Raw genomic sequence first — 17,067 nt, 5'->3', positions numbered from 1 at the left:
CGGTCAGCACCTGCACCACATGAGAAGGGCCCCGGTCGGATCTCCGACCGGGGCCCTTCCCGTACCGACTGGCCTGTGGCTACGCCGACTTCTGCTCGCCGCTGCCACCGCCGCGGGCGTCCCGCGGGATCAGCGTCGGGTTCACGTTCGAGTGAACGGCCTCTGCCGTGATGACGACGCGGGCCACGTCCTTGCGGGACGGGACCTCGTACATCACCGACTGAAGGACCTCCTCCATGATGGCGCGCAGTCCTCGCGCGCCGGTGCGGCGCAGGATCGCCTGGTCGGCGATGGCCTCGAGCGCCTCGCGCTCGAAGTCCAGCTCCACACCGTCGAGTTCGAAGAGCCGCTCGTACTGCTTGACCAGAGCGTTCTTCGGCTCGACGAGGATCTGGAGCAGCGCCTCACGGTCGAGGTTCTGGACCGCGGTGATGACCGGGAGCCGGCCGATGAACTCCGGGATCATCCCGAACTTCACCAGGTCCTCCGGCATGACCTCCTGGAACTGGTCCTTCTCCTCCAGCTCGCGCTTGGAGTGCAGGGTCGCGCCGAAGCCGATGCCCTTGGCGCCCGCCCGCGACTCGATGATCTTCTCCAGACCGGCGAACGCGCCGCCCACGATGAACAGCACGTTCGTCGTGTCGATCTGGATGAACTCCTGGTGCGGGTGCTTGCGGCCGCCCTGCGGCGGAACCGAGGCGCTGGTGCCCTCAAGGATCTTGAGGAGGGCCTGCTGCACGCCCTCACCGCTCACGTCACGCGTGATCGACGGGTTCTCCGACTTGCGGGCGACCTTGTCGATCTCGTCGATGTAGATGATCCCGGTCTCGGCCTTCTTGACGTCGTAGTCGGCCGCCTGGATCAGCTTCAGCAGAATGTTCTCGACGTCCTCGCCGACGTACCCGGCCTCCGTCAGCGCCGTCGCGTCGGCGATGGCGAACGGGACGTTGAGCATGCGCGCCAGTGTCTGCGCGAGGAGCGTCTTTCCGGAGCCGGTCGGGCCGAGGAGAAGGATGTTGGACTTCGCGAGTTCGATCGCGTCGTCCCGTCCGTTCGCCCCGCCGTTCTCGCCGGCCTGGACGCGCTTGTAGTGGTTGTACACCGCGACGGACAGGGCCTTCTTGGCGGCTTCCTGTCCTACGACATAACTCTCGAGGAACTCGTAGATCTCGCGCGGCTTGGGCAGTTCCTCCCAGCGCACTTCGCTCGTCTCCGCGAGCTCTTCCTCGATGATCTCGTTGCAGAGGTCGATGCACTCGTCGCAGATGTATACACCGGGGCCTGCGATGAGCTTCTTGACCTGCTTCTGGCTCTTTCCGCAGAACGAGCACTTGAGCAGATCGCCGCCGTCACCGATGCGTGCCACGAGGTGCTTCCCCTTCGCCTGGGAGACGCTCGCGTAAGCGGCTCCTGGTGCCTGTATCCGACGGTACCTTGCCGGGCCCCCCGTTCGGGCCCCCCTTGGCACGGTTCACTTTGACGTGAACCGTGCCGGAGGGAACGGCAGACGATACAGCGCCTACTACGCGATCGCCTCGTTGTTCATCTTGCGCGTCGACACGACCTGGTCGACCAGGCCGTACGCGAGCGCGTCCTCGGCCGTGAGGATCTTGTCGCGCTCGATGTCGTCGCGGATCTTCTCGATCGGCGTCGTCGAGTGCTTGGCCAGCATGTCTTCCAGCTGAGCACGCATGCGCATGATCTCGTTGGCCGCGATCTCCAGGTCGGAGAGCTGCTCACGGCCGGTGCCGCCGGAGGGCTGGTGGATCAGCACGCGCGCGTTGGTCAGCGCCATGCGCTTGCCGGGCGTACCGGCGGCCAGCAGGACGGCGGCCGCGGAGGCGGCCTGGCCCATGCAGACCGTCTGGATGTCCGGCTTCACGAACTGCATCGTGTCGTAGATGGCCGTGAGGGCCGTGAACGAGCCACCGGGGCTGTTGATGTAGATGGAGATGTCGCGGTCCGGGTCCATCGACTCCAGGCACAGCAGCTGCGCCATGACGTCGTTGGCCGACGCGTCGTCGATCTGCACGCCGAGGAAGATGATGCGCTCCTCGAAGAGCTTCGCGTACGGGTCGTACTCGCGCACGCCCTGCGAGGTGCGCTCGACGAAGCGCGGCACCACGTAGCGGTTGTCGACCTGGGGGCCCTGGTACAGGCCGCTGCCGGGGAAGTTGTTCATGGTCGGTGTTCCGTCCTGGTGAGGGTGGGCTTGGCTGGCTGTGCCGACGTGATCGCGAGGATCAGGCGCCGGTGCCGCCGCCGCCCGGAACGCCCGTAGCGGCAGTGATGATCTCGTCGATGAGGCCGTACTCCTTGGCCTCCTCGGTGGTGAACCAGCGGTCGCGGTCACCGTCACGGATGATCGTCTCGATGGTCTGGCCGGAGTGCAGGGCCGTGATCTCGGCCATGCGCTTCTTCGTGCGCAGCAGGTACTCGGCCTGGATCTTCACGTCCGACGCGGTACCGCCGATGCCCGCAGAGCCCTGGTGCATCAGGATGTCGGTGTGCGGCAGAGCGAAGCGCTTGCCCGCCGTGCCGCCGGTCAGCAGGAACTGGCCCATGGAGGCGGCCATGCCCATGCCGATGGTGATGACGTCGTTCGGGATGTACTGCATGGTGTCGTAGATCGCCATGCCGGCCGTCACCGAGCCACCGGGGCTGTTGATGTAGAGGTAGATGTCCTTGTCCGGGTCTGCGGCAAGGAGCAGCATCTGCGCGGTGATCTTGTTCGCGATGTCGTCGTCGACCTGCTGGCCGAGGAAGACGATGCGCTCGCCGAGCAGCCGGTTGTACACATGGTCGCCGAGGCCACCACCGATGGACGGCTCGCCTGCGGCGGAAGGCATCAGATTCGTCACGTATCCACCTGCTCGTCTCTGACGGCTACGCGCCGTCTCGCGTCTTTAGCTGGGGCCGGGGGCCGTGCTCGGACTCCCCTGCCCTCCTCTTCATGGACCCTAACGCGCGGCTCCCTCAGGAGAATCCCGCGAGTGGAACTGTTCGCTGTGAGCGCAGGTTCGCGCCGGTCATGGACGGGGTGGCCGAGCGCGGCTCTCCGCGCCCGTAAAAGCAGGCCCCCGGAACCAGCACGGTTCCGGGGGCCTGCTCACACGTTCCTGAGCGGAGCGGTTACTTGGCCTCGGCCTCGGGGGCCTCGGTGGACTCGGCGGCGGCCTCGGTGGCCTCCTCCGTCTCCTCCTCGTCGTCCGACAGGTCGACGACCTCGCCGTTGGTGTCCTTGACGGTGGCGGCCTCGACGACCACGGCAAGGGCCTTTCCGCGGGCGACCTCGCCGACGAGCATCGGGACCTGGCCACCCTCGACGACCGCCTGGGCGAACTGGTCGGGGGACATGCCGGAGGAAGCGGCGCGGCGCATGAGGTGCTCGGTGAGCTCCTCCTGGCTGACGTTCAGCTTCTCCTTGTTGACGAGCTCGTCGAGGACGAACTGCGTCTTGATGCCCTTGACGGCCTGCTCGCTCGTCTCGGCGTCGAACTCCTCGACCGTCTTGCCCTGGATCTCGAGGAACTTCTCGAGGTCCAGGCCCATCTGGCCGAGCTGGTGGTTCTCGAGGTTGTGCTTGCGGGTCTGGACCTCGTCCTCGAGCAGCTTCTCCGGGACGGGAACCTCGACCAGCTCGAGCAGCTTCTCCAGGACGCGCTCCTGCGCCTGCGTGGCCTGGTCGTTCAGCTTCTGGTTCTCGAGGCGCTTGCGGCTGTCCGCCTTCAGCTCCTCAAGGGTGTCGAACTCGGAGGCGAGCTGCGCGAACTCGTCGTCCAGCTCCGGCAGTTCACGCTTGGCGACCTGGCTCACCTTGACGGTGACCTCGGCGTCCTTGCCCTCGGCGGAACCGCCCTTGAGCTCGGAGGTGAAGGTGGCCTCGCCACCGGCCTCCAGGCCCTTGACGGCGTCGTCGATGCCGTCGAGGAGCTCGCCCGAGCCGATGGTGTACGAGACGCCGGACGCGACGCCGTCCTCGAGGACCTCGCCCTCGACCTTGGCCTCCAGGTCGATCGTCACGACGTCGCCGTCCTCGGCGGCGCGCTCGACCGGCGCGGTGGAGGCGAAGCGGTCGCGCAGCTGCTCGACGGCCTTGTCGACGTCCTCTTCGGTGACCTCAGTGGCGTCGACCTCGACCTCGATGCCGGAGTAGTCCGGGATCTCGATCGTCGGGCGTACATCGACCTCAGCGGTGAAGTTCAGCGTCTCGCCGTCCTTCAGGTCGGTGATGTCGACCTCGGGCTGACCGAGGACGTTGAGCTCCGCCTCGTTCACGGCCTCGGTGTAGAACTTCGGGAGCGCGTCGTTGACGGCCTCCTCGAGAACCGCACCGCGGCCGAAGCGCTGGTCGATGACGCGGGCCGGGATCTTGCCCTTGCGGAAGCCCTTCACCGTGACCTGCTGGTTGATCTTCTTGTACGCCGCGTCGAGGCTGTCCTTGAGCTCCTCGAAGGGCACCTCAATGCTGAGCCGAACCCGGGTCGGGTTCAGGGTCTCGACGGCGCTCTTCACGGTGGGTCTCCTTGGGGGCTGACTTCTGGGATCTGCCCGGCTTAAGAGACACACGGGCATGCAGCTTGCATAGTAACGGCACGCCGCTGCTGACCCACAATGCGATCTTGGAGAACCCCGGGGTGGCCGACCCTGTCCGCGCCGGCCACCCTCCGAACGCTGGTCGGGGTGGCGGGATTTGAACCCACGACCTTCCGCTCCCAAAGCGGACGCGCTACCAAGCTGCGCCACACCCCGTCGGTGCGACACGTAGGGTACATGCCCGCAGGCCATGCGGCTCCCGCGCTGCGGGCCGCCGAAAGGGGGGTGTGCGCTCGACGCCCTCGACCCGCTACGATGCCTGCGTACCGCGGTCACCGACCTGCGGTGCGGCCGTGCGGGCGTAGCTCAATGGTAGAGCCCTAGTCTTCCAAACTAGCTACGCGGGTTCGATTCCCGTCGCCCGCTCCATACGACTCAAGGCCAGGTCAGAGGCTATTTCCTCTGCCTGGCCTTGATCGTTTCCTAGGGGCCCGTTCAGTCCTCCGTGTCCCCCGCGTGCCCCTTGGACTTTCGATCTTTCTTCTTCTTCTTGGACTTCTTGCCGTTCTTCCGGCCCTTCTTCACGATCTCGTTCAGGGCGTCCGCGATCAGCCGGTCACGGTCCGCGCTCGCGTGCTGATAGATCAGCGCGGCCCGGGTCGTGCTGTGGCCCATGCGCGACATCAGCTCCCGCGTGCTGGCCCCGGTCGACGCGGCGAGCGTGTTCCCCGTGTGGCGGAGATCATGGAAGTGCAGACCCTTGATCCCGGCATCCTCGCAGGCCGCACGCCACAGCTTGTTGAAGTGGTTGCGGCGAGGAGTCGCGCCCTTGACCCCGATGAAGACGCGGCCGTCGGCGCCCGGCTCCGCGTACCGCTTCAGGTGGACCCGGATCTCAGCGACGATCACGAGCGGGACGGCAACGGTGCGCTTGCCCGCCGCACTCTTGGGTGCCTTGATCTCCTGCTGTCCGTTGAACAGCTCAGCGACCGCCCGGCGGACACGTACGGTGCCGTGCTCCAGGTCGATGTCCCGGCGGTGCAGGCCGACCAGCTCACCCCAGCGCAGGCCGAGGAAGCCCGCCATGAGGACGAGCGCCCGGTAGCGCGGCTGGATCGCGTCGGCGAGGGCGTAGACCTCCTCCACGGTGGCCGTCGGCCGCTCCGGGGTGTGCACGGTGCTCGCTCCCTTGATCTGGCACGGGTTCCGCCTGATCATCTGGTCCGACACGGCCGTGCCCAGGATCGAGCGGAGCAGGGCGTACGCCTTGGCGACCGTCGTCGGCCCGGTGCCGGACGCGAGCTTGTCGGCACGCCAGCCCCGAACGAGGGCGGGCGAGATCGCGGCCACGTTGACGGCGCCGAAGGCGGGCTCAAGGTGGTGCTTCAGGAGCGAGCCGTAGAGCTGTCGCGTGGTGGTCGTGATCTCCCGTTCCTTGATCCAGGCCGTTGCGTACGGTCCGAAGGGGACCTGTCCGGCGTCCGGGTCGTGCCAGTCTCCACGGCGCATCTCCGACTGCTTGTCGGCGAGCCAGTCGTCAGCGTCCTTCTTCGTGCGGAAGGTCTCCGGTGCCGGACGGAGCTGGCCGTCAGGGGCCAGGTAGCGGGCCTGGTAGCGGCCGGACTGGAGCTTGCGGACGCGGCCGAACTGCCGACGCTTCTTGCCAGCCATCAGGCAGCCACCCCCAGCCGCTTCCGAGGCTCGACCGTGTTCGCGGCGAGGAACGCAAGTACGACGCTCTCGCGGAACCGCACGTGCCGACCGAGCTTGACGTACTCAATCCGACGTTCTTCGACGAGACGCCGAGGGAAGCGGACCGACGTGTTGAAGAGTTCGGCGACCTGTTCCACGTCGAGGTATCGATCATTCATGCTGCGGCTCCTTCCAAGGTGCGTTGGTGTTGCAGGGCTTCGCGTGCTGTCTCGCGGTTCAGTTGGATGTCACGGGCGATCGAGGCGGCGAGGGCGGATTCGCCCGGGGTGTGGCCGTGCCCGGCGTACTGCCAGTCGGCGAGGACGAGCACGGTGTCCGGCTCGTAGTCAGGCAGGCCGAGGGCTTCACGTTCTTGGGCGGCTCTGAAGTCAGCGCGGGCCTGACGGAGTTCACCGAGCGTCGTCGAGTACCTGCGCGACTTCGAGGAGAAGTGGCCACGGAAGCCGAGCATGTGAGCCCAGGCCCAGAGCCGACGGTCCGGGTAGATCGGATCGAGCAGCTTGCACGCCTTGATCAGGCGGCGGGCATGGTCGGGCACGCCGTGACGATCAAGTTCGGCCAGCTCCCCGATCCGGCGGTCGAGGGTGCCCGTGTTCTCTGCCGCCTTGGTGGCGTACTTGGCGACGTAGGAGGCGACTGCCTGCTCTGTGATCTCGGAGCCGTTCCCGAACGCCTTGACCGGGCGCACATCGAGCTGTCGGCCCCAGCGGAACGTTCGGGCCGGTTGGCCGTCGGCGGCGGGAACGCTGACGCTCGTGTACGCGTGCAGTGCCGCGGCTCGGATCGCGTCATCGAGCAGGCCGACGCTGGCCCAGGACGGCGGCGGAGTCTCGGGCCCGTCCGGACCGTCGAGGCGGATCACGGCGTGGAAGTGGATCGCGCCGCGCTTCTGGAACTCAGCGACCTTGCCGTACGAGACGCGGGCGGTGTCGGCGAGTTCCCGTTGTGTGATCCCGGCACGGGCGGCGATCTCGCGGCGCAGCCGGTTGACGAACCGCATCCACAGCTCGCTGGACAGGTTGTTGAAGAGGACCGCGCCCGCGTAGTCGTAGGTCGCCGGATCGAGCGCGGTGCCGAGGGCCGGATCATCCGGGGCGTGGCGGGCACCGCAGCGGCAGGTTCCTCGGTCCGGCCGGTTGTGGACCGGTCCGAAGGATGGCGCCGTCAGAGTGGCGAAGACGCGCGGGTGATCGCGGACCGTGGGGGTAAGGTCCCGGCGGTCGTCGCCGACGAGCCCAGCCCGGATCAGGTGGTAAGTGTCTCCGGCGTAGGTCCAGGCACAGGCCGGGCAGCGGGAGGCACGGCGGTTGCCGCAGGCGACACGGAGACGCCCGCCCGGCTCGGTCTCGGTCGAGTAGTGGTGCAGGGTCTCGCCGGTCGTCTTGTCCTTGGTGAGCGTCCATCCGGTCAGGTGGATGGGGTTGGCGCAGCCGCCGGTTCGGCGGATCTGGTCTTGCCAGCGGTCGAAGCCGTCGGACCCGGCCACCCGCAGCAGGTCGCCGAGGGTGGTCGGATCGAGGCCCGCGAAGGTCGCGGAGTCGGTCACGCGGCCACCTTCCGGACTGCGAGGGCCGGGCGGAGGGTGCCGGAGCCCTTGCAGGTGTGGCAGGAGACCGTGACGACGGGCAGGTTGCCGCGGTGGTCGCGGCCGAGGCCGGAGGATACGGCGACGACGGGAAAGCCGTCGCAGTTCGGGCAGACGCGTCCCAGGTAGGAGATGCGGTCGGTCATGATGAAGGTTCCTTCCGGATCTTTGGTTCGGACAGGGACGGCGCCGGAGCGGGCGAAACCTGGCAGTGGAGGCCGCTCCGGGGCCGGTCAACGGCGCTTGTGCTCCGAGGCGATCAGCGAGCGGACGACCAACGCGACGATCGCGAGCGAGCCCGCGGTCACGGCGACGGCGAGGAGCATCGAGACGAGGACGGTCCCGACGACGAGGACCGCCGCAGTGCCGCCGCCGACGAGCAGGGCCAGGGCGCCAGGGGTGAGCTGGACCGTCGGCCGAGTCGGCGCGGGGGCAGAGGCGAACGGCTCGGGGGTGTGGCGCGGGACGACGCTCGTCGGCTCGACCACGGCAGGCGGAGTGACGTGCCCGGTCGGTGCGGGCATGGTCGGGATCTTCGGGCGGAGCATGGTGGATCTCCCTTCACGGCGGGTTACTTGTTGACGGCGGTGTCGATGACCGGGGAAAGCAGGCTGTCGGCGAGGAGGTAGCCGCCGAGCAGCAGCAGGGCGATCAGCCACCACGGCGGGCGGATGAGACGGATGCCGACGAGCCCGACGCAGGCGACGAAGAACCACAGCGGTACGTCCATGACCAGCTCCTCAGCGGACCTTGCAGCGGTGAGTACGGGCAGCGAGCTGGGCGGCCGACTGGCTGCCGTAGTCGGCGGACCAGCCGCAGCGCTCGGAGGTGCACACGGCGGCGTGCTTGGTGTGGCCGTGCCGGTCGCGGTGGGTGCCGATCCGCACGGGGCCGATGCTCATCACGGAGTGGAAAAAGTCGCGGGCAGGCATGACGATCGGTTCTCCTTGTTGGTCAGGTGAGTTGGGCGGCGATCGCGTCGGCCATTGGAGCCGGGACGCCGAGGCGGGCACGCAGGGTGTCGGTGTCGATCGAGGCGCCGGTCCGGGCGCGGTGGTCGTCGGCGACCTTGCGGGCATGCTCGACCAGCGCGGCGGGAGCCTCAGGGACGGTCGGTGCTTCGGGCAGAGCCGGAGCCGCATCGGGAGCGAAGACCGGTTCGGGGGCCGGGGCTGCGGGCGCCGGCGGAACCGGCACCCGGTCCCCGGCCGCGGTGTCGGCGGGCGACCGCACGGTTGCCGAGTGGGCGAGAAGCGTGCCGCCGAGGAACGCGAGGGCGGGCCATCCGGCGACCCCGAAGCGCAGCCAGGCGGGCGGGTGAGCGAGGTCGAGGAATCCGGCGGTAGCGACGTTGGCGCCGAGCGAAGCGACCAGGGCGACCAGGAACCAGCTCCATGCCAAGCGCGAAGGCCCGTCAGCCCGCAGCCGCCGCCATGCAGCAACGAGCAGCAGGTCGACGCTGACCGGGTAGGCCCACGCCTTCCAGCCGTCTTGTCCGGCCGCGGCGGCGAGGTCGTGCAGGTGGGCGAAGGACAGCGCACCGGCGATCACGGCCTGTACGAGTACGGCATCCGGACGGATCGAGCGGGACACGGTTCCTCACCTCCTTCAGGGGTTGGGGCCAGGGCCGGGCGGGGCTCACGGAGTCCGGCCGCCCGGTCCCAGCAGGTGTTCAGTCGGCGGCGTGGCCGGAGCCGAAGCAGGCGAGGCACATGCCGGTCTGTTGGTGATCGGTGGTCCGCTGCTTACGGCCGCCGACCCGGACCGCGGTCGAGATCTCTCCGGAGCCCTTGCAGGTCTTGCACTCCGGCGGGGTCGCGGGCTTGCGGGCGGGGCTCTTGCGTGTGGCCATGGGTGGTGCTCCTTCCGGGATCAGGCATGGGCGGGGTAGGGACGTGGCGCGAGGCGGTCACGCCGACCGGAGTACGAGGAGAGATCAGGCAGCCGTCGCGGACTTCTCGACAGCCGGAGCCGGAACCGGCTTCAGGTGCGGCAGGTCAGGCCGGAACGGCTCCAGCTCGGGCAGGTCCGGGGTGCGCTCAGCGTGCCGGTTGCAGACGTTCACGGCCTTGCGCAGCGAGGTGTACGGCGCCCGGATGCGGGACCAACCGCCGGTCGAGTCGCCGGAGATCGCGACGCCGTGTGCGTCGGCGGGGATGGAGATCGCGGCGAGGACGGCGTCCGGGGCGATGTCCCCGAAGGCCATGTTCGCGCTCGTCTCGTCATTGACGCGGTGCGCGGTCCGCCCGGTGAGCTGAGCACGCAGCATCGTGATGCCCTTGCCCAGCTCCGAGCCGAAACGCTGCCCGCAGATTTCCAGGTAGACGCCAGCGGCACGGCCGAGCTGGGCGAGGCGGACCAGGGACGTGATGATGCGGTTGCGGCGCTTCTCGTCCGCGCTGCTGGCGTACAGGGCGAGTTCGGCCACCTCGTCGACCAGGACGACGATCGGGACCGGGCGCAGGTCCTCGGGCAGGTCCCAGATGTCTGCGGCGATCTCCGCATCCGGGACCGCGGAGGCAACACCCTGGTGTGCACGGATGATCTGGTAGACGCCCTCCATGTGATTGACGAGCGCGTCGAGGAGATCGGCCGCGGTGTCGGGGTTGTCGGCCAGCGCCGAGAACCGGCGGGCAAGCGGGAACAGCTCGACGCCCTGCTTACAGTCGATGCCGACCAACGCCACGTCCCGCGGGGCGAGTTCGGTCACGAGGTTACGCAGGTAGACCGACTTGCCGGACTCCGTGGCGCCGATCGTCAGACCGTGCGGGATGGCTCGGAAGTCGCGGTAATGGACCGCTCCGTCTTCTCGCAGGGCAACCGGGATGCGCATCGGTGCCGGGTCGGTCACGGCGGGCATCTGCACCCGCTTGAGCACGTCATAGCCGGTCATCCGCAGCTCTACGACGCCCGATCGCAGTTCGCGCGAGGTGACGCCGTACATGGCGAACGAGTGGCGCAGCCGGTCGGTGGACGCAGCCACGTCGAAGGCGTCCTGTCCGGGCCGCAGCCCGAGCCGCAAGACCAGGCCGGTCCGGGTCGGACGAACACGGAGGATGCGCGGAGCCCGCGGGCCGGGCATCTCCCGATGGGTCAGCCTGGCCAGACGCAGCCGCCAGCGAGCGGGCGGGACTGTCAGGCCGCAGGCGTCCATGACCGAGCCGTACCGGACCAGGACGCGCAGCACGGCGAGGGTGACCCCGAAGGTCAGCCAGTACCAGGCGGGGCGCCGCCACCGCAGGAGACCTGCGGCAGCAACGACCAGCAGCACGACGGCGAGCAGCCACGTCATGACTCAGGCCGCCTTCGGCTTCGAGGCGCCCGCAGCGAGCGAGGTCACGGCGACCGCGCGGAACGAGATCCCGTGCCGCTTGCCGTTACCGAAGTCGTTCTCCCACGGACGGGCAATCAGCCCGGTCAGTGCAACGGGCGTGCCCATCGTCAGCTCACCGGAGATACCCGGCTCGGGAACGGCGACGGACAGGATCTCCACCTCGTCGTTGGCGGAGAACATGACCTCCACGGTCATCAGCGACGCGCCGGACTCGATGTCTGTGGCGATCTCGCCGGTACGGCGGTCCTTGACCTTGGGCTGCGGAGGCTTGGCCACCATCACGACGGCGGCGGAGGTGTCGACGGGAATCTGACGCATCGTCTCTTCTCCTGATCTTGCGGGGAATTGATCCGCTGTTCGGCGGTGAGACCAGGAGACTCCCGAAGGGGGTGGACGGAGCACCGACCCTATGGACCTTTGGGGACGTCTCCGCTACCGTCGAAAACGTCCCACCGTCCCAACACTCCATCCGGCAAGGCGAGTTCAAGGGAGCGGCATCATGGCGAACGACCGCTTGCGCGCAGCGATCTCCGCGAAGGGCGAGACCATCCAGACGCTGGCCGATCACGTCGGCATAGACCCCAAGAGCGTTGAGCGGTGGGTCTCCAAGGAGCGCACCCCGCACCGGACGCACCGCTGGAAGGCCTCGCAGTTCCTCGGAGCGGACGAGGTCTACCTCTGGCCCGCCGTCGAGAAGCAGGCGGACACAGCCAGCGCGTCAGAACTGATCACGTACTACCCGCACCGAGGAGCAGTCCCGACGAACCTCTGGGACTACTTGATCGAGAACGCAACCAGCCACGTCGAGATCCTCGTATACGCAGGCCTGTTCTTGTTCGATGGGCACCCTGACCTGCCCGACCAACTGGCCGAGAAGGCCGCATCAGGGACCGAGGTCCGCATCCTCCTTGGCGACCCGGACGCGCCCATGATCAAGCAGCGCGGTGAAGAGGAAGGCATCGGCGACGGTCTGGCGGCCCGGGCCCGGATCACCCGGCAGTACCTGGAACCGGCGATGAACGTCCCCGGCATCGAGGTCAGGCTTCACGACACGATCCTCTACAACTCGATCTACCGCTTCGACGATGACGTGCTGGTGAACCCTCACGTCCTCGGAGCGCCCGCCGCGCAGAACCCGATGCTGCACTTCCGGTACCTCCCGGGCGCCCGCACGTTCCGGCACTACATGCGGAGCTTTGACTACGCATGGGAGCGAGGACGGCCCGCGTAGAGCGGTCGAACAACCAGCCGTGCGAGGCTGGCCCCATGGGCCGAATCGACTACGTGAATGATCCGAACGCCCCGAAGGCGAACAGCATCGTCCCCTCGGTGGTCGCCGTTGCCGTCAACGAGGCCGGAGAAGTCCTGCTGATCCACAAGACCGACAACGACCTGTGGGCGCTCCCCGGCGGAGGCGTCGAGGTAGGCGAGTCGGTCGCCGACGCCGCCGTACGCGAGACCAAGGAAGAGACCGGCTTCAACGTCGAGGTGACCGGACTAGTCGGCCTCTACACCGACCCCGGTCACGTCATGGCGTACGACGACGGAGAGGTACGCCAACAGTTCTCGATCTGCTTCACCGCCCGCATTGTCGGCGGCGAGCCGCGAACGAGTAGTGAGAGCAAGGAAGTCGCGTTCGTCGCACCGGAACGGTTGGGCGAGCTGAGCATCCATCCGTCCATGCGGATGCGGATCGAGCACGGCTTGTCCAACCGGCCCGCTCCCTACATCGGTTGATCAACCACGGAGTCGGGCACGCGTGCGCTCGACAGCCGCACCCAGGTACGGGCGAGCCTTACTGATCGCGGTGTGAACGACGCTGCCCGCCTCATACCGATCAAGGATCTCGTCCATACGACGGTCAAAGTCGAAGGACTGCCCAGCGGGGCCAGTCGTCATGTCGGCGTAGATCAGCGCATCGAGGAGCGGCGAGTCCTCACGCTCGTACACGGCCAACTCGGCAGACAAACCGCGCTGCTCTGCCTCATACACAGCTCCGGAGTGGTGAGCAACCAGTCGTACGAGTCGGTCGGGGGCATCGAGGGATTCCAGGTGCCGAGCCCCGTCGAGGGGGTGAAACCCGGTCTCGCGCAACTCCGGGGCATACCCGATGTCATGCAGCCAGGCCGAGGCGACGAGGAGATCACGTTCAGCCTCAGGTACAGCCGCCGAAGCCTCCCGCGCCCGTGCTGCAACGGCTTGCGTGTGCAGCCAACGGTTCCCGAGCGGGGGCAGCAGGGACTCAGCCAGTTCGGCCGCTCCCTGAGGCGTATCCAGTGCAAGAGGCATGATTCGCACCGTAGCCGAATCAGCAGGCCGCCCAACAGGGTGAAGCCGGTCGTTCCGGATCACCACAAGCGCGGTGGAACTTTCCCTACTTCATCAAGGCACGCGCACGGCGCGGGCGCGCGCCGTCTTCGGCGCGGGCCGCTCGCTCTGTCTTCGCCCGCGGCGGCCCGCGCCAACGGCGCGCCGCGTGCATGCGGGCAAGAGCGGGAAGTCACCTGCGGATCAAAGACGATGCCTCCGGCGGGGGCGCTCCTGCATCCGGGGCGGGGGGCCGCTTGCGGGTTCCGGCCGTGCGCGGCGCGCGTTGGAGAGCTCCCATCCCGTCTGCCGTCGACCCAGGCAGAGCCGAGCAGACGTGGCCCATGGCGTCCAGGTCGTTCGTACAGTGGCGCGCTCCACCTGGACGCCATGGACCACGCCCGCTCCACATCCGTGTGGGTCGACGGCAGACGGGATGGGAGCTGGGGAAGTTGTGTGGGAGGAACAGACCACGTCCCCGCCGCCGGACCCGAGGAAGCACCCAGCGATACCCTGGAGGCCGACTAGCGCCCCGGAGGCGGCCGAACAGGGCTGACGCGGGGTCAGAGTCCAGCTCACGACGGAGAACGCGGCAGGCGGGCGCCTGTGCCCCCTACGTGCCCGATGGGGCAGCACCGAGCGGGGAGCAACGGGGAGTCCCGGCGAGCGTCCCGAGAACCCGCAGGTCAGCGTCTTGCCTGGTCAGAGCAGGTGCGCGTACGCGATCTTCCAAACTAGCTACGCGGGTTCGATTCCCGTCGCCCGCTCTCGTGAAAAGCCTCCGGCCCGGATCCACTTCTTGTGGACCGGGCCGGAGGCTTTTTCGCGGACCTCCGCCGGGCGTCCCGACCGCTGCTTCAGAAATGGATCGCGCTGACGCTGTCCGCGACCGAGTTCAGGAAGTTGTTGATCGCAGGCGCCATTCCGGTCGATGCGAGGAAGAAGCCGAAGAGCACCGCGACTATGGCGGGCCCCGCCTTGATCGAGCCGCCGCGCATGAGGACGACGAGGACGATCGCCAACAACAGCACCACTGACAGCGAAATGGCCACACTGATCACACCCTAGGTCGGTCCGCTCTCCCGGCCCGGGGGGTACAGCCCCACCCCCCGCCAGAACCATCGTGCCACCAACCCGGCGCCTCTATGCGGCCCGTGACGCATCGTCGGCCACGTACCGGCGGGTTTCGGCTTGATCGTTTCTATCGCCCCGCGCTCCCCACGCGCCCGCCGCCCTCGCGGCCTGCAGGCTTTCTCTCAGTTTCCCCTTGGTTCGCACACAGGAAAATCAAGGAAATGCGATGTCCAATTACTGCCCAAGCCGTAGGGGACGAATCGGTCATTTCACCAAGGGCGGGCAAACCGATGGGGCACAACCGCACAAACTCCATGCCGACTTCCGCACAAACGGGGTACCTGGAAAGGCCAAGGAGGAATCGACTTGAGGGTTTTACGAAATCACAGCGGCCCCACTAAGGTGCCTCAGATGTTCCACGCTGCCATCGTCCCCACCGGCGCAGTGCGGCCCCCCACGATCTCCCCGAGTTCCTGGCGGGAGGGCCCGTGACCAACTCGCTGCACCCGCAGGGCTCGCACCGCACGCCGCTGCCACCGACCGCGCGGCCCGCGGCAGACGTCACCCCCCAGAAGACCCAGCAGAAGCCGGCCCCCGCTCCGGCCGAATCCCCCACCAAGCCCAAGCAGCGCGACGCGTTCTTCGACAACGCCAAATATCTGGCCATCGTCTTCGTCGCGATGGGCCACTCCTGGGAACCCCTGACGGACGGCAGCCGTACCGCCGAAGCGCTGTACGAGATCGTCTACACGTTCCACATGCCGGCGTTCATCATCATCTCCGGCTATTTCTCGCGCAGTTTCGACATGCGGCCCGACCGGCTGCGGCGCCTCATCACCGGCGTCGCCGTGCCCTACGTGATCTTCGAGGTCGCGTACAGCATCTTCAAGAAGTACGCGGACGACGACCCCACGCATCCGATCAGCCTGCTCGACCCATGGTTTCTGACCTGGTTCCTCGTCGCGCTGTTCATCTGGCGGCTCACCACACCGCTGTGGAAGATCGTCCGCTGGCCGATCCCGCTCTCCATCGCGATCGCCGTGCTCGCCGCGGTCTCCCCCGACATCGGCGACGACCTGGATCTGCAGCGCGTACTGCAGTTCCTGCCGTTCTTCGTGCTCGGCCTGTTCCTGAAGCCCGAGCACTTCCAGCTCGTGCGGCGGCGCGAGGTGCGGATCCTGTCCGTGCCGATCGCGGCGTGCGCCTTCCTGCTGGCCTACTGGTCGGCTCCGCGCATGACGTCGGTGTGGTTCTACCACCGCGACAGCGCGCAGGAACTGGGCGTCCCCTGGTGGGTCGGCGTCGTCATGACGCTCGCCCTGTTCGGCTGCTCGATCGTGCTCACCGCGTGCTTCTTCGCGTGGGTGCCGGGGCGCAGGACGTGGTTCACGGTGCTCGGCGCCGGGACGCTGTACGGCTATCTGCTGCACGGATTCCTGGCGAAGGGCTCGCGGTTCTGGGGCTGGTTCGACGCGGACTGGCTGCACAAGCCGTACGGGGAGGTCTTCGTGACGCTCGTCGCCGCGGTGGTCGTGACCGTGCTGTGCACGCCGCCCGTGCAGCGGATCTTCCGGTTCGCCATGGAGCCGAAGATGCCGTGGGCGTTCAAGAAGAACGCCACCGAGACGGCACGGGCCAGGCAGCGCGCCTGACGTGGTTCGGGTAAGGGTGGGACCGGGGACCCCGACCACTCTTACCCGAACCGCGAGGAGCCCGGCCTCATGCAGATCGACCTGACGGGACGCACCGCCCTGGTCACCGGATCCACCCAGGGCATCGGCGCCGCCATCGCGACGGGCCTGGCCCGGTCCGGGGCCCGCGTCGGCGTCAACGGCCGAACCCGGGAGCGCGTCGACGAGGCCGTGTCCCGCATCCGCGCCGACGTACCCGGCGCCGACCTGGTGCCGGTCGCGGCCGATGTCACCACGGAGGACGGGCTGCGGGACGCCGCCGAGGCGCTCCCCCACATCGACATCCTGGTCAACAACCTGGGCATCTTCGGCTCCGCCGACCCGCTGAAGATCACCGACGCGGAGTGGCGCCGGTACTTCGAGGTCAACGTGCTGTCCGCGGTCCGGCTGATCCGCCACTATCTGCCCGGCATGACCGAGCGCGGCTGGGGCCGGATCCAGAACATCGCGAGCGACTCGGCCGTCGTGATCCCCGCCGAGATGATCCACTACGGGATGTCCAAGACGGCGCTGCTCTCCGTGACCCGTGGCTTCGCGAAGCAGGCCGCCGGCACCGGCGTGACCGTCAACTCCGTCATCGCGGGTCCCACCCACACGGGCGGCGTCGAGGACTTCGTCTACGAACTGGTCGACCGCGAGCTGCCCTGGGACGAGGCGCAGCGGGCCTTCATGCGCGAGCACCGCCCGCAATCCCTGCTGCAACGGCTCATCGAGCCGGAGGAGATCGCGAACATGGTGGTCTACCTGGCCTCCGACCAGTCGAGCGCAACGACAGGCGGCGCGCTGCGGGTGGACGGCGGATACGTGGACTCGATTCTGCCGTAGGG

21 protein-coding genes and 2 tRNA genes are annotated in these 17,067 nt (G+C 68.0%); 5 read left to right on the top strand and 18 right to left on the bottom strand.

The features are described from left to right. Window positions 1-79 precede the first annotated feature (79 nt). The 5 genes from clpX to ACIRHA_RS34500 form a co-directional block, all read right to left on the bottom strand. Window positions 80-1,366 carry an ATP-dependent Clp protease ATP-binding subunit ClpX gene (clpX, locus tag ACIRHA_RS34520; RefSeq protein ID WP_326022559.1) on the bottom strand — a complete coding sequence of 429 codons (1,287 nt, stop codon included), beginning with the start codon at window positions 1,364-1,366 and terminating at the stop codon, window positions 80-82. Between the two features lie 156 nt (window positions 1,367-1,522). After that, on the bottom strand, window positions 1,523-2,182 hold the full coding sequence (locus ACIRHA_RS34515; RefSeq protein ID WP_266719658.1) for an ATP-dependent Clp protease proteolytic subunit: 660 nt from the start codon (window positions 2,180-2,182) through the stop codon (window positions 1,523-1,525). A 61-nt stretch (window positions 2,183-2,243) separates the two neighbouring features. Further along, on the bottom strand, window positions 2,244-2,849 hold the full coding sequence (locus ACIRHA_RS34510) for an ATP-dependent Clp protease proteolytic subunit (protein ID WP_351341472.1): 606 nt from the start codon (window positions 2,847-2,849) through the stop codon (window positions 2,244-2,246). Between the two features lie 283 nt (window positions 2,850-3,132). Continuing rightward, a complete protein-coding gene (gene tig, locus ACIRHA_RS34505) occupies window positions 3,133-4,515 on the bottom strand; it encodes a trigger factor (protein WP_403854059.1) in 1,383 nt (460 codons plus the stop codon). A gap of 160 nt (window positions 4,516-4,675) precedes the next feature. Further along, window positions 4,676-4,752, bottom strand: a tRNA-Pro gene (locus ACIRHA_RS34500). Between the two features lie 139 nt (window positions 4,753-4,891). On the opposite strand from ACIRHA_RS34500, the gene ACIRHA_RS34495 reads away from it, so the two are divergent. Then, window positions 4,892-4,965: transfer RNA gene (locus tag ACIRHA_RS34495), tRNA-Gly, on the top strand. 66 nt (window positions 4,966-5,031) lie between these two features. On the opposite strand, the gene ACIRHA_RS34490 is transcribed toward ACIRHA_RS34495, so the two are convergent. From ACIRHA_RS34490 to ACIRHA_RS34440, 11 genes are all read right to left on the bottom strand, one after another. Next, window positions 5,032-6,207 carry a tyrosine-type recombinase/integrase gene (locus ACIRHA_RS34490; RefSeq protein ID WP_403854057.1) on the bottom strand — a complete coding sequence of 392 codons (1,176 nt, stop codon included), beginning with the start codon at window positions 6,205-6,207 and terminating at the stop codon, window positions 5,032-5,034. Continuing rightward, window positions 6,207-6,407, bottom strand: coding sequence for a helix-turn-helix domain-containing protein (locus tag ACIRHA_RS34485; RefSeq protein WP_403854055.1), 201 nt, complete (start codon window positions 6,405-6,407; stop codon window positions 6,207-6,209). Before ACIRHA_RS34485 ends, ACIRHA_RS34490 begins: the two co-directional genes overlap by 1 nt. Then, window positions 6,404-7,795, bottom strand: a complete 1,392-nt coding sequence (gene repSA / locus ACIRHA_RS34480; protein WP_403854053.1) for a replication initiator protein RepSA — start codon at window positions 7,793-7,795, stop codon at window positions 6,404-6,406. Before repSA ends, ACIRHA_RS34485 begins: the two co-directional genes overlap by 4 nt. After that, window positions 7,792-7,980, bottom strand: coding sequence for a hypothetical protein (locus ACIRHA_RS34475; protein WP_403854051.1), 189 nt, complete (start codon window positions 7,978-7,980; stop codon window positions 7,792-7,794). The genes repSA and ACIRHA_RS34475 overlap by 4 nt, the downstream gene beginning before the upstream one ends. An 87-nt stretch (window positions 7,981-8,067) precedes the next feature. Next, window positions 8,068-8,382: a SpdD-like protein gene (locus ACIRHA_RS34470; protein ID WP_403854049.1), complete on the bottom strand. Its 315-nt coding sequence runs from the start codon at window positions 8,380-8,382 to the stop codon at window positions 8,068-8,070. Window positions 8,383-8,405: 23 nt separating this feature from the next. After that, window positions 8,406-8,564: a hypothetical protein gene (locus tag ACIRHA_RS34465; RefSeq protein ID WP_351341442.1), complete on the bottom strand. Its 159-nt coding sequence runs from the start codon at window positions 8,562-8,564 to the stop codon at window positions 8,406-8,408. A gap of 10 nt (window positions 8,565-8,574) precedes the next feature. Continuing rightward, the gene (locus ACIRHA_RS34460; RefSeq protein ID WP_351341445.1) at window positions 8,575-8,766 is read right to left on the bottom strand and encodes a mobile element transfer protein; all 192 of its coding nucleotides are present in this window, start codon (window positions 8,764-8,766) and stop codon (window positions 8,575-8,577) included. 22 nt (window positions 8,767-8,788) lie between these two features. Further along, complete coding sequence (locus tag ACIRHA_RS34455) at window positions 8,789-9,427, bottom strand: DUF2637 domain-containing protein (RefSeq protein ID WP_403854047.1); 639 nt, start codon at window positions 9,425-9,427, stop codon at window positions 8,789-8,791. Window positions 9,428-9,506: 79 nt separating this feature from the next. Then, on the bottom strand, window positions 9,507-9,686 hold the full coding sequence (locus ACIRHA_RS34450) for a hypothetical protein (protein ID WP_403854045.1): 180 nt from the start codon (window positions 9,684-9,686) through the stop codon (window positions 9,507-9,509). Window positions 9,687-9,770: 84 nt separating this feature from the next. Further along, window positions 9,771-11,126 (bottom strand): FtsK/SpoIIIE domain-containing protein, encoded by a 1,356-nt coding sequence (locus ACIRHA_RS34445; protein WP_403854043.1) that lies wholly within the window; start codon window positions 11,124-11,126, stop codon window positions 9,771-9,773. A 3-nt stretch (window positions 11,127-11,129) separates the two neighbouring features. Next, entirely contained in the window at window positions 11,130-11,486 is a 357-nt protein-coding gene (locus ACIRHA_RS34440) for a hypothetical protein (RefSeq protein ID WP_403854041.1), read from the bottom strand. A gap of 181 nt (window positions 11,487-11,667) precedes the next feature. On the opposite strand from ACIRHA_RS34440, the gene ACIRHA_RS34435 reads away from it, so the two are divergent. Further along, window positions 11,668-12,399 (top strand): XRE family transcriptional regulator, encoded by a 732-nt coding sequence (locus tag ACIRHA_RS34435; RefSeq protein WP_403854039.1) that lies wholly within the window; start codon window positions 11,668-11,670, stop codon window positions 12,397-12,399. Between the two features lie 35 nt (window positions 12,400-12,434). After that, window positions 12,435-12,905, top strand: coding sequence for an NUDIX hydrolase (locus ACIRHA_RS34430; protein ID WP_403854037.1), 471 nt, complete (start codon window positions 12,435-12,437; stop codon window positions 12,903-12,905). On the opposite strand, the gene ACIRHA_RS34425 is transcribed toward ACIRHA_RS34430, so the two are convergent. Both ACIRHA_RS34425 and ACIRHA_RS34420 read right to left on the bottom strand, forming a co-directional pair. Then, the gene (locus ACIRHA_RS34425) at window positions 12,906-13,457 is read right to left on the bottom strand and encodes an HD domain-containing protein (RefSeq protein ID WP_403854035.1); all 552 of its coding nucleotides are present in this window, start codon (window positions 13,455-13,457) and stop codon (window positions 12,906-12,908) included. An 875-nt stretch (window positions 13,458-14,332) separates the two neighbouring features. Beyond that, window positions 14,333-14,527, bottom strand: coding sequence for a hypothetical protein (locus ACIRHA_RS34420; RefSeq protein ID WP_326022563.1), 195 nt, complete (start codon window positions 14,525-14,527; stop codon window positions 14,333-14,335). A gap of 510 nt (window positions 14,528-15,037) precedes the next feature. On the opposite strand from ACIRHA_RS34420, the gene ACIRHA_RS34415 reads away from it, so the two are divergent. Continuing rightward, window positions 15,038-16,201 carry an acyltransferase family protein gene (locus ACIRHA_RS34415; protein ID WP_403854033.1) on the top strand — a complete coding sequence of 388 codons (1,164 nt, stop codon included), beginning with the start codon at window positions 15,038-15,040 and terminating at the stop codon, window positions 16,199-16,201. 69 nt (window positions 16,202-16,270) lie between these two features. Beyond that, on the top strand, window positions 16,271-17,065 hold the full coding sequence (locus ACIRHA_RS34410) for an SDR family NAD(P)-dependent oxidoreductase (RefSeq protein WP_403854031.1): 795 nt from the start codon (window positions 16,271-16,273) through the stop codon (window positions 17,063-17,065). The last annotated feature ends 2 nt before the right edge of the window (window positions 17,066-17,067 follow it).

It is taken from the genome of Streptomyces sp. NPDC102360 (assembly GCF_044766085.1).
Classification (GTDB): Bacteria; Actinomycetota; Actinomycetes; order Streptomycetales; family Streptomycetaceae; genus Streptomyces.
Note: the sequence above shows the minus strand (reverse complement) of the source record. Positions and strands in the feature narration are given on the sequence as shown.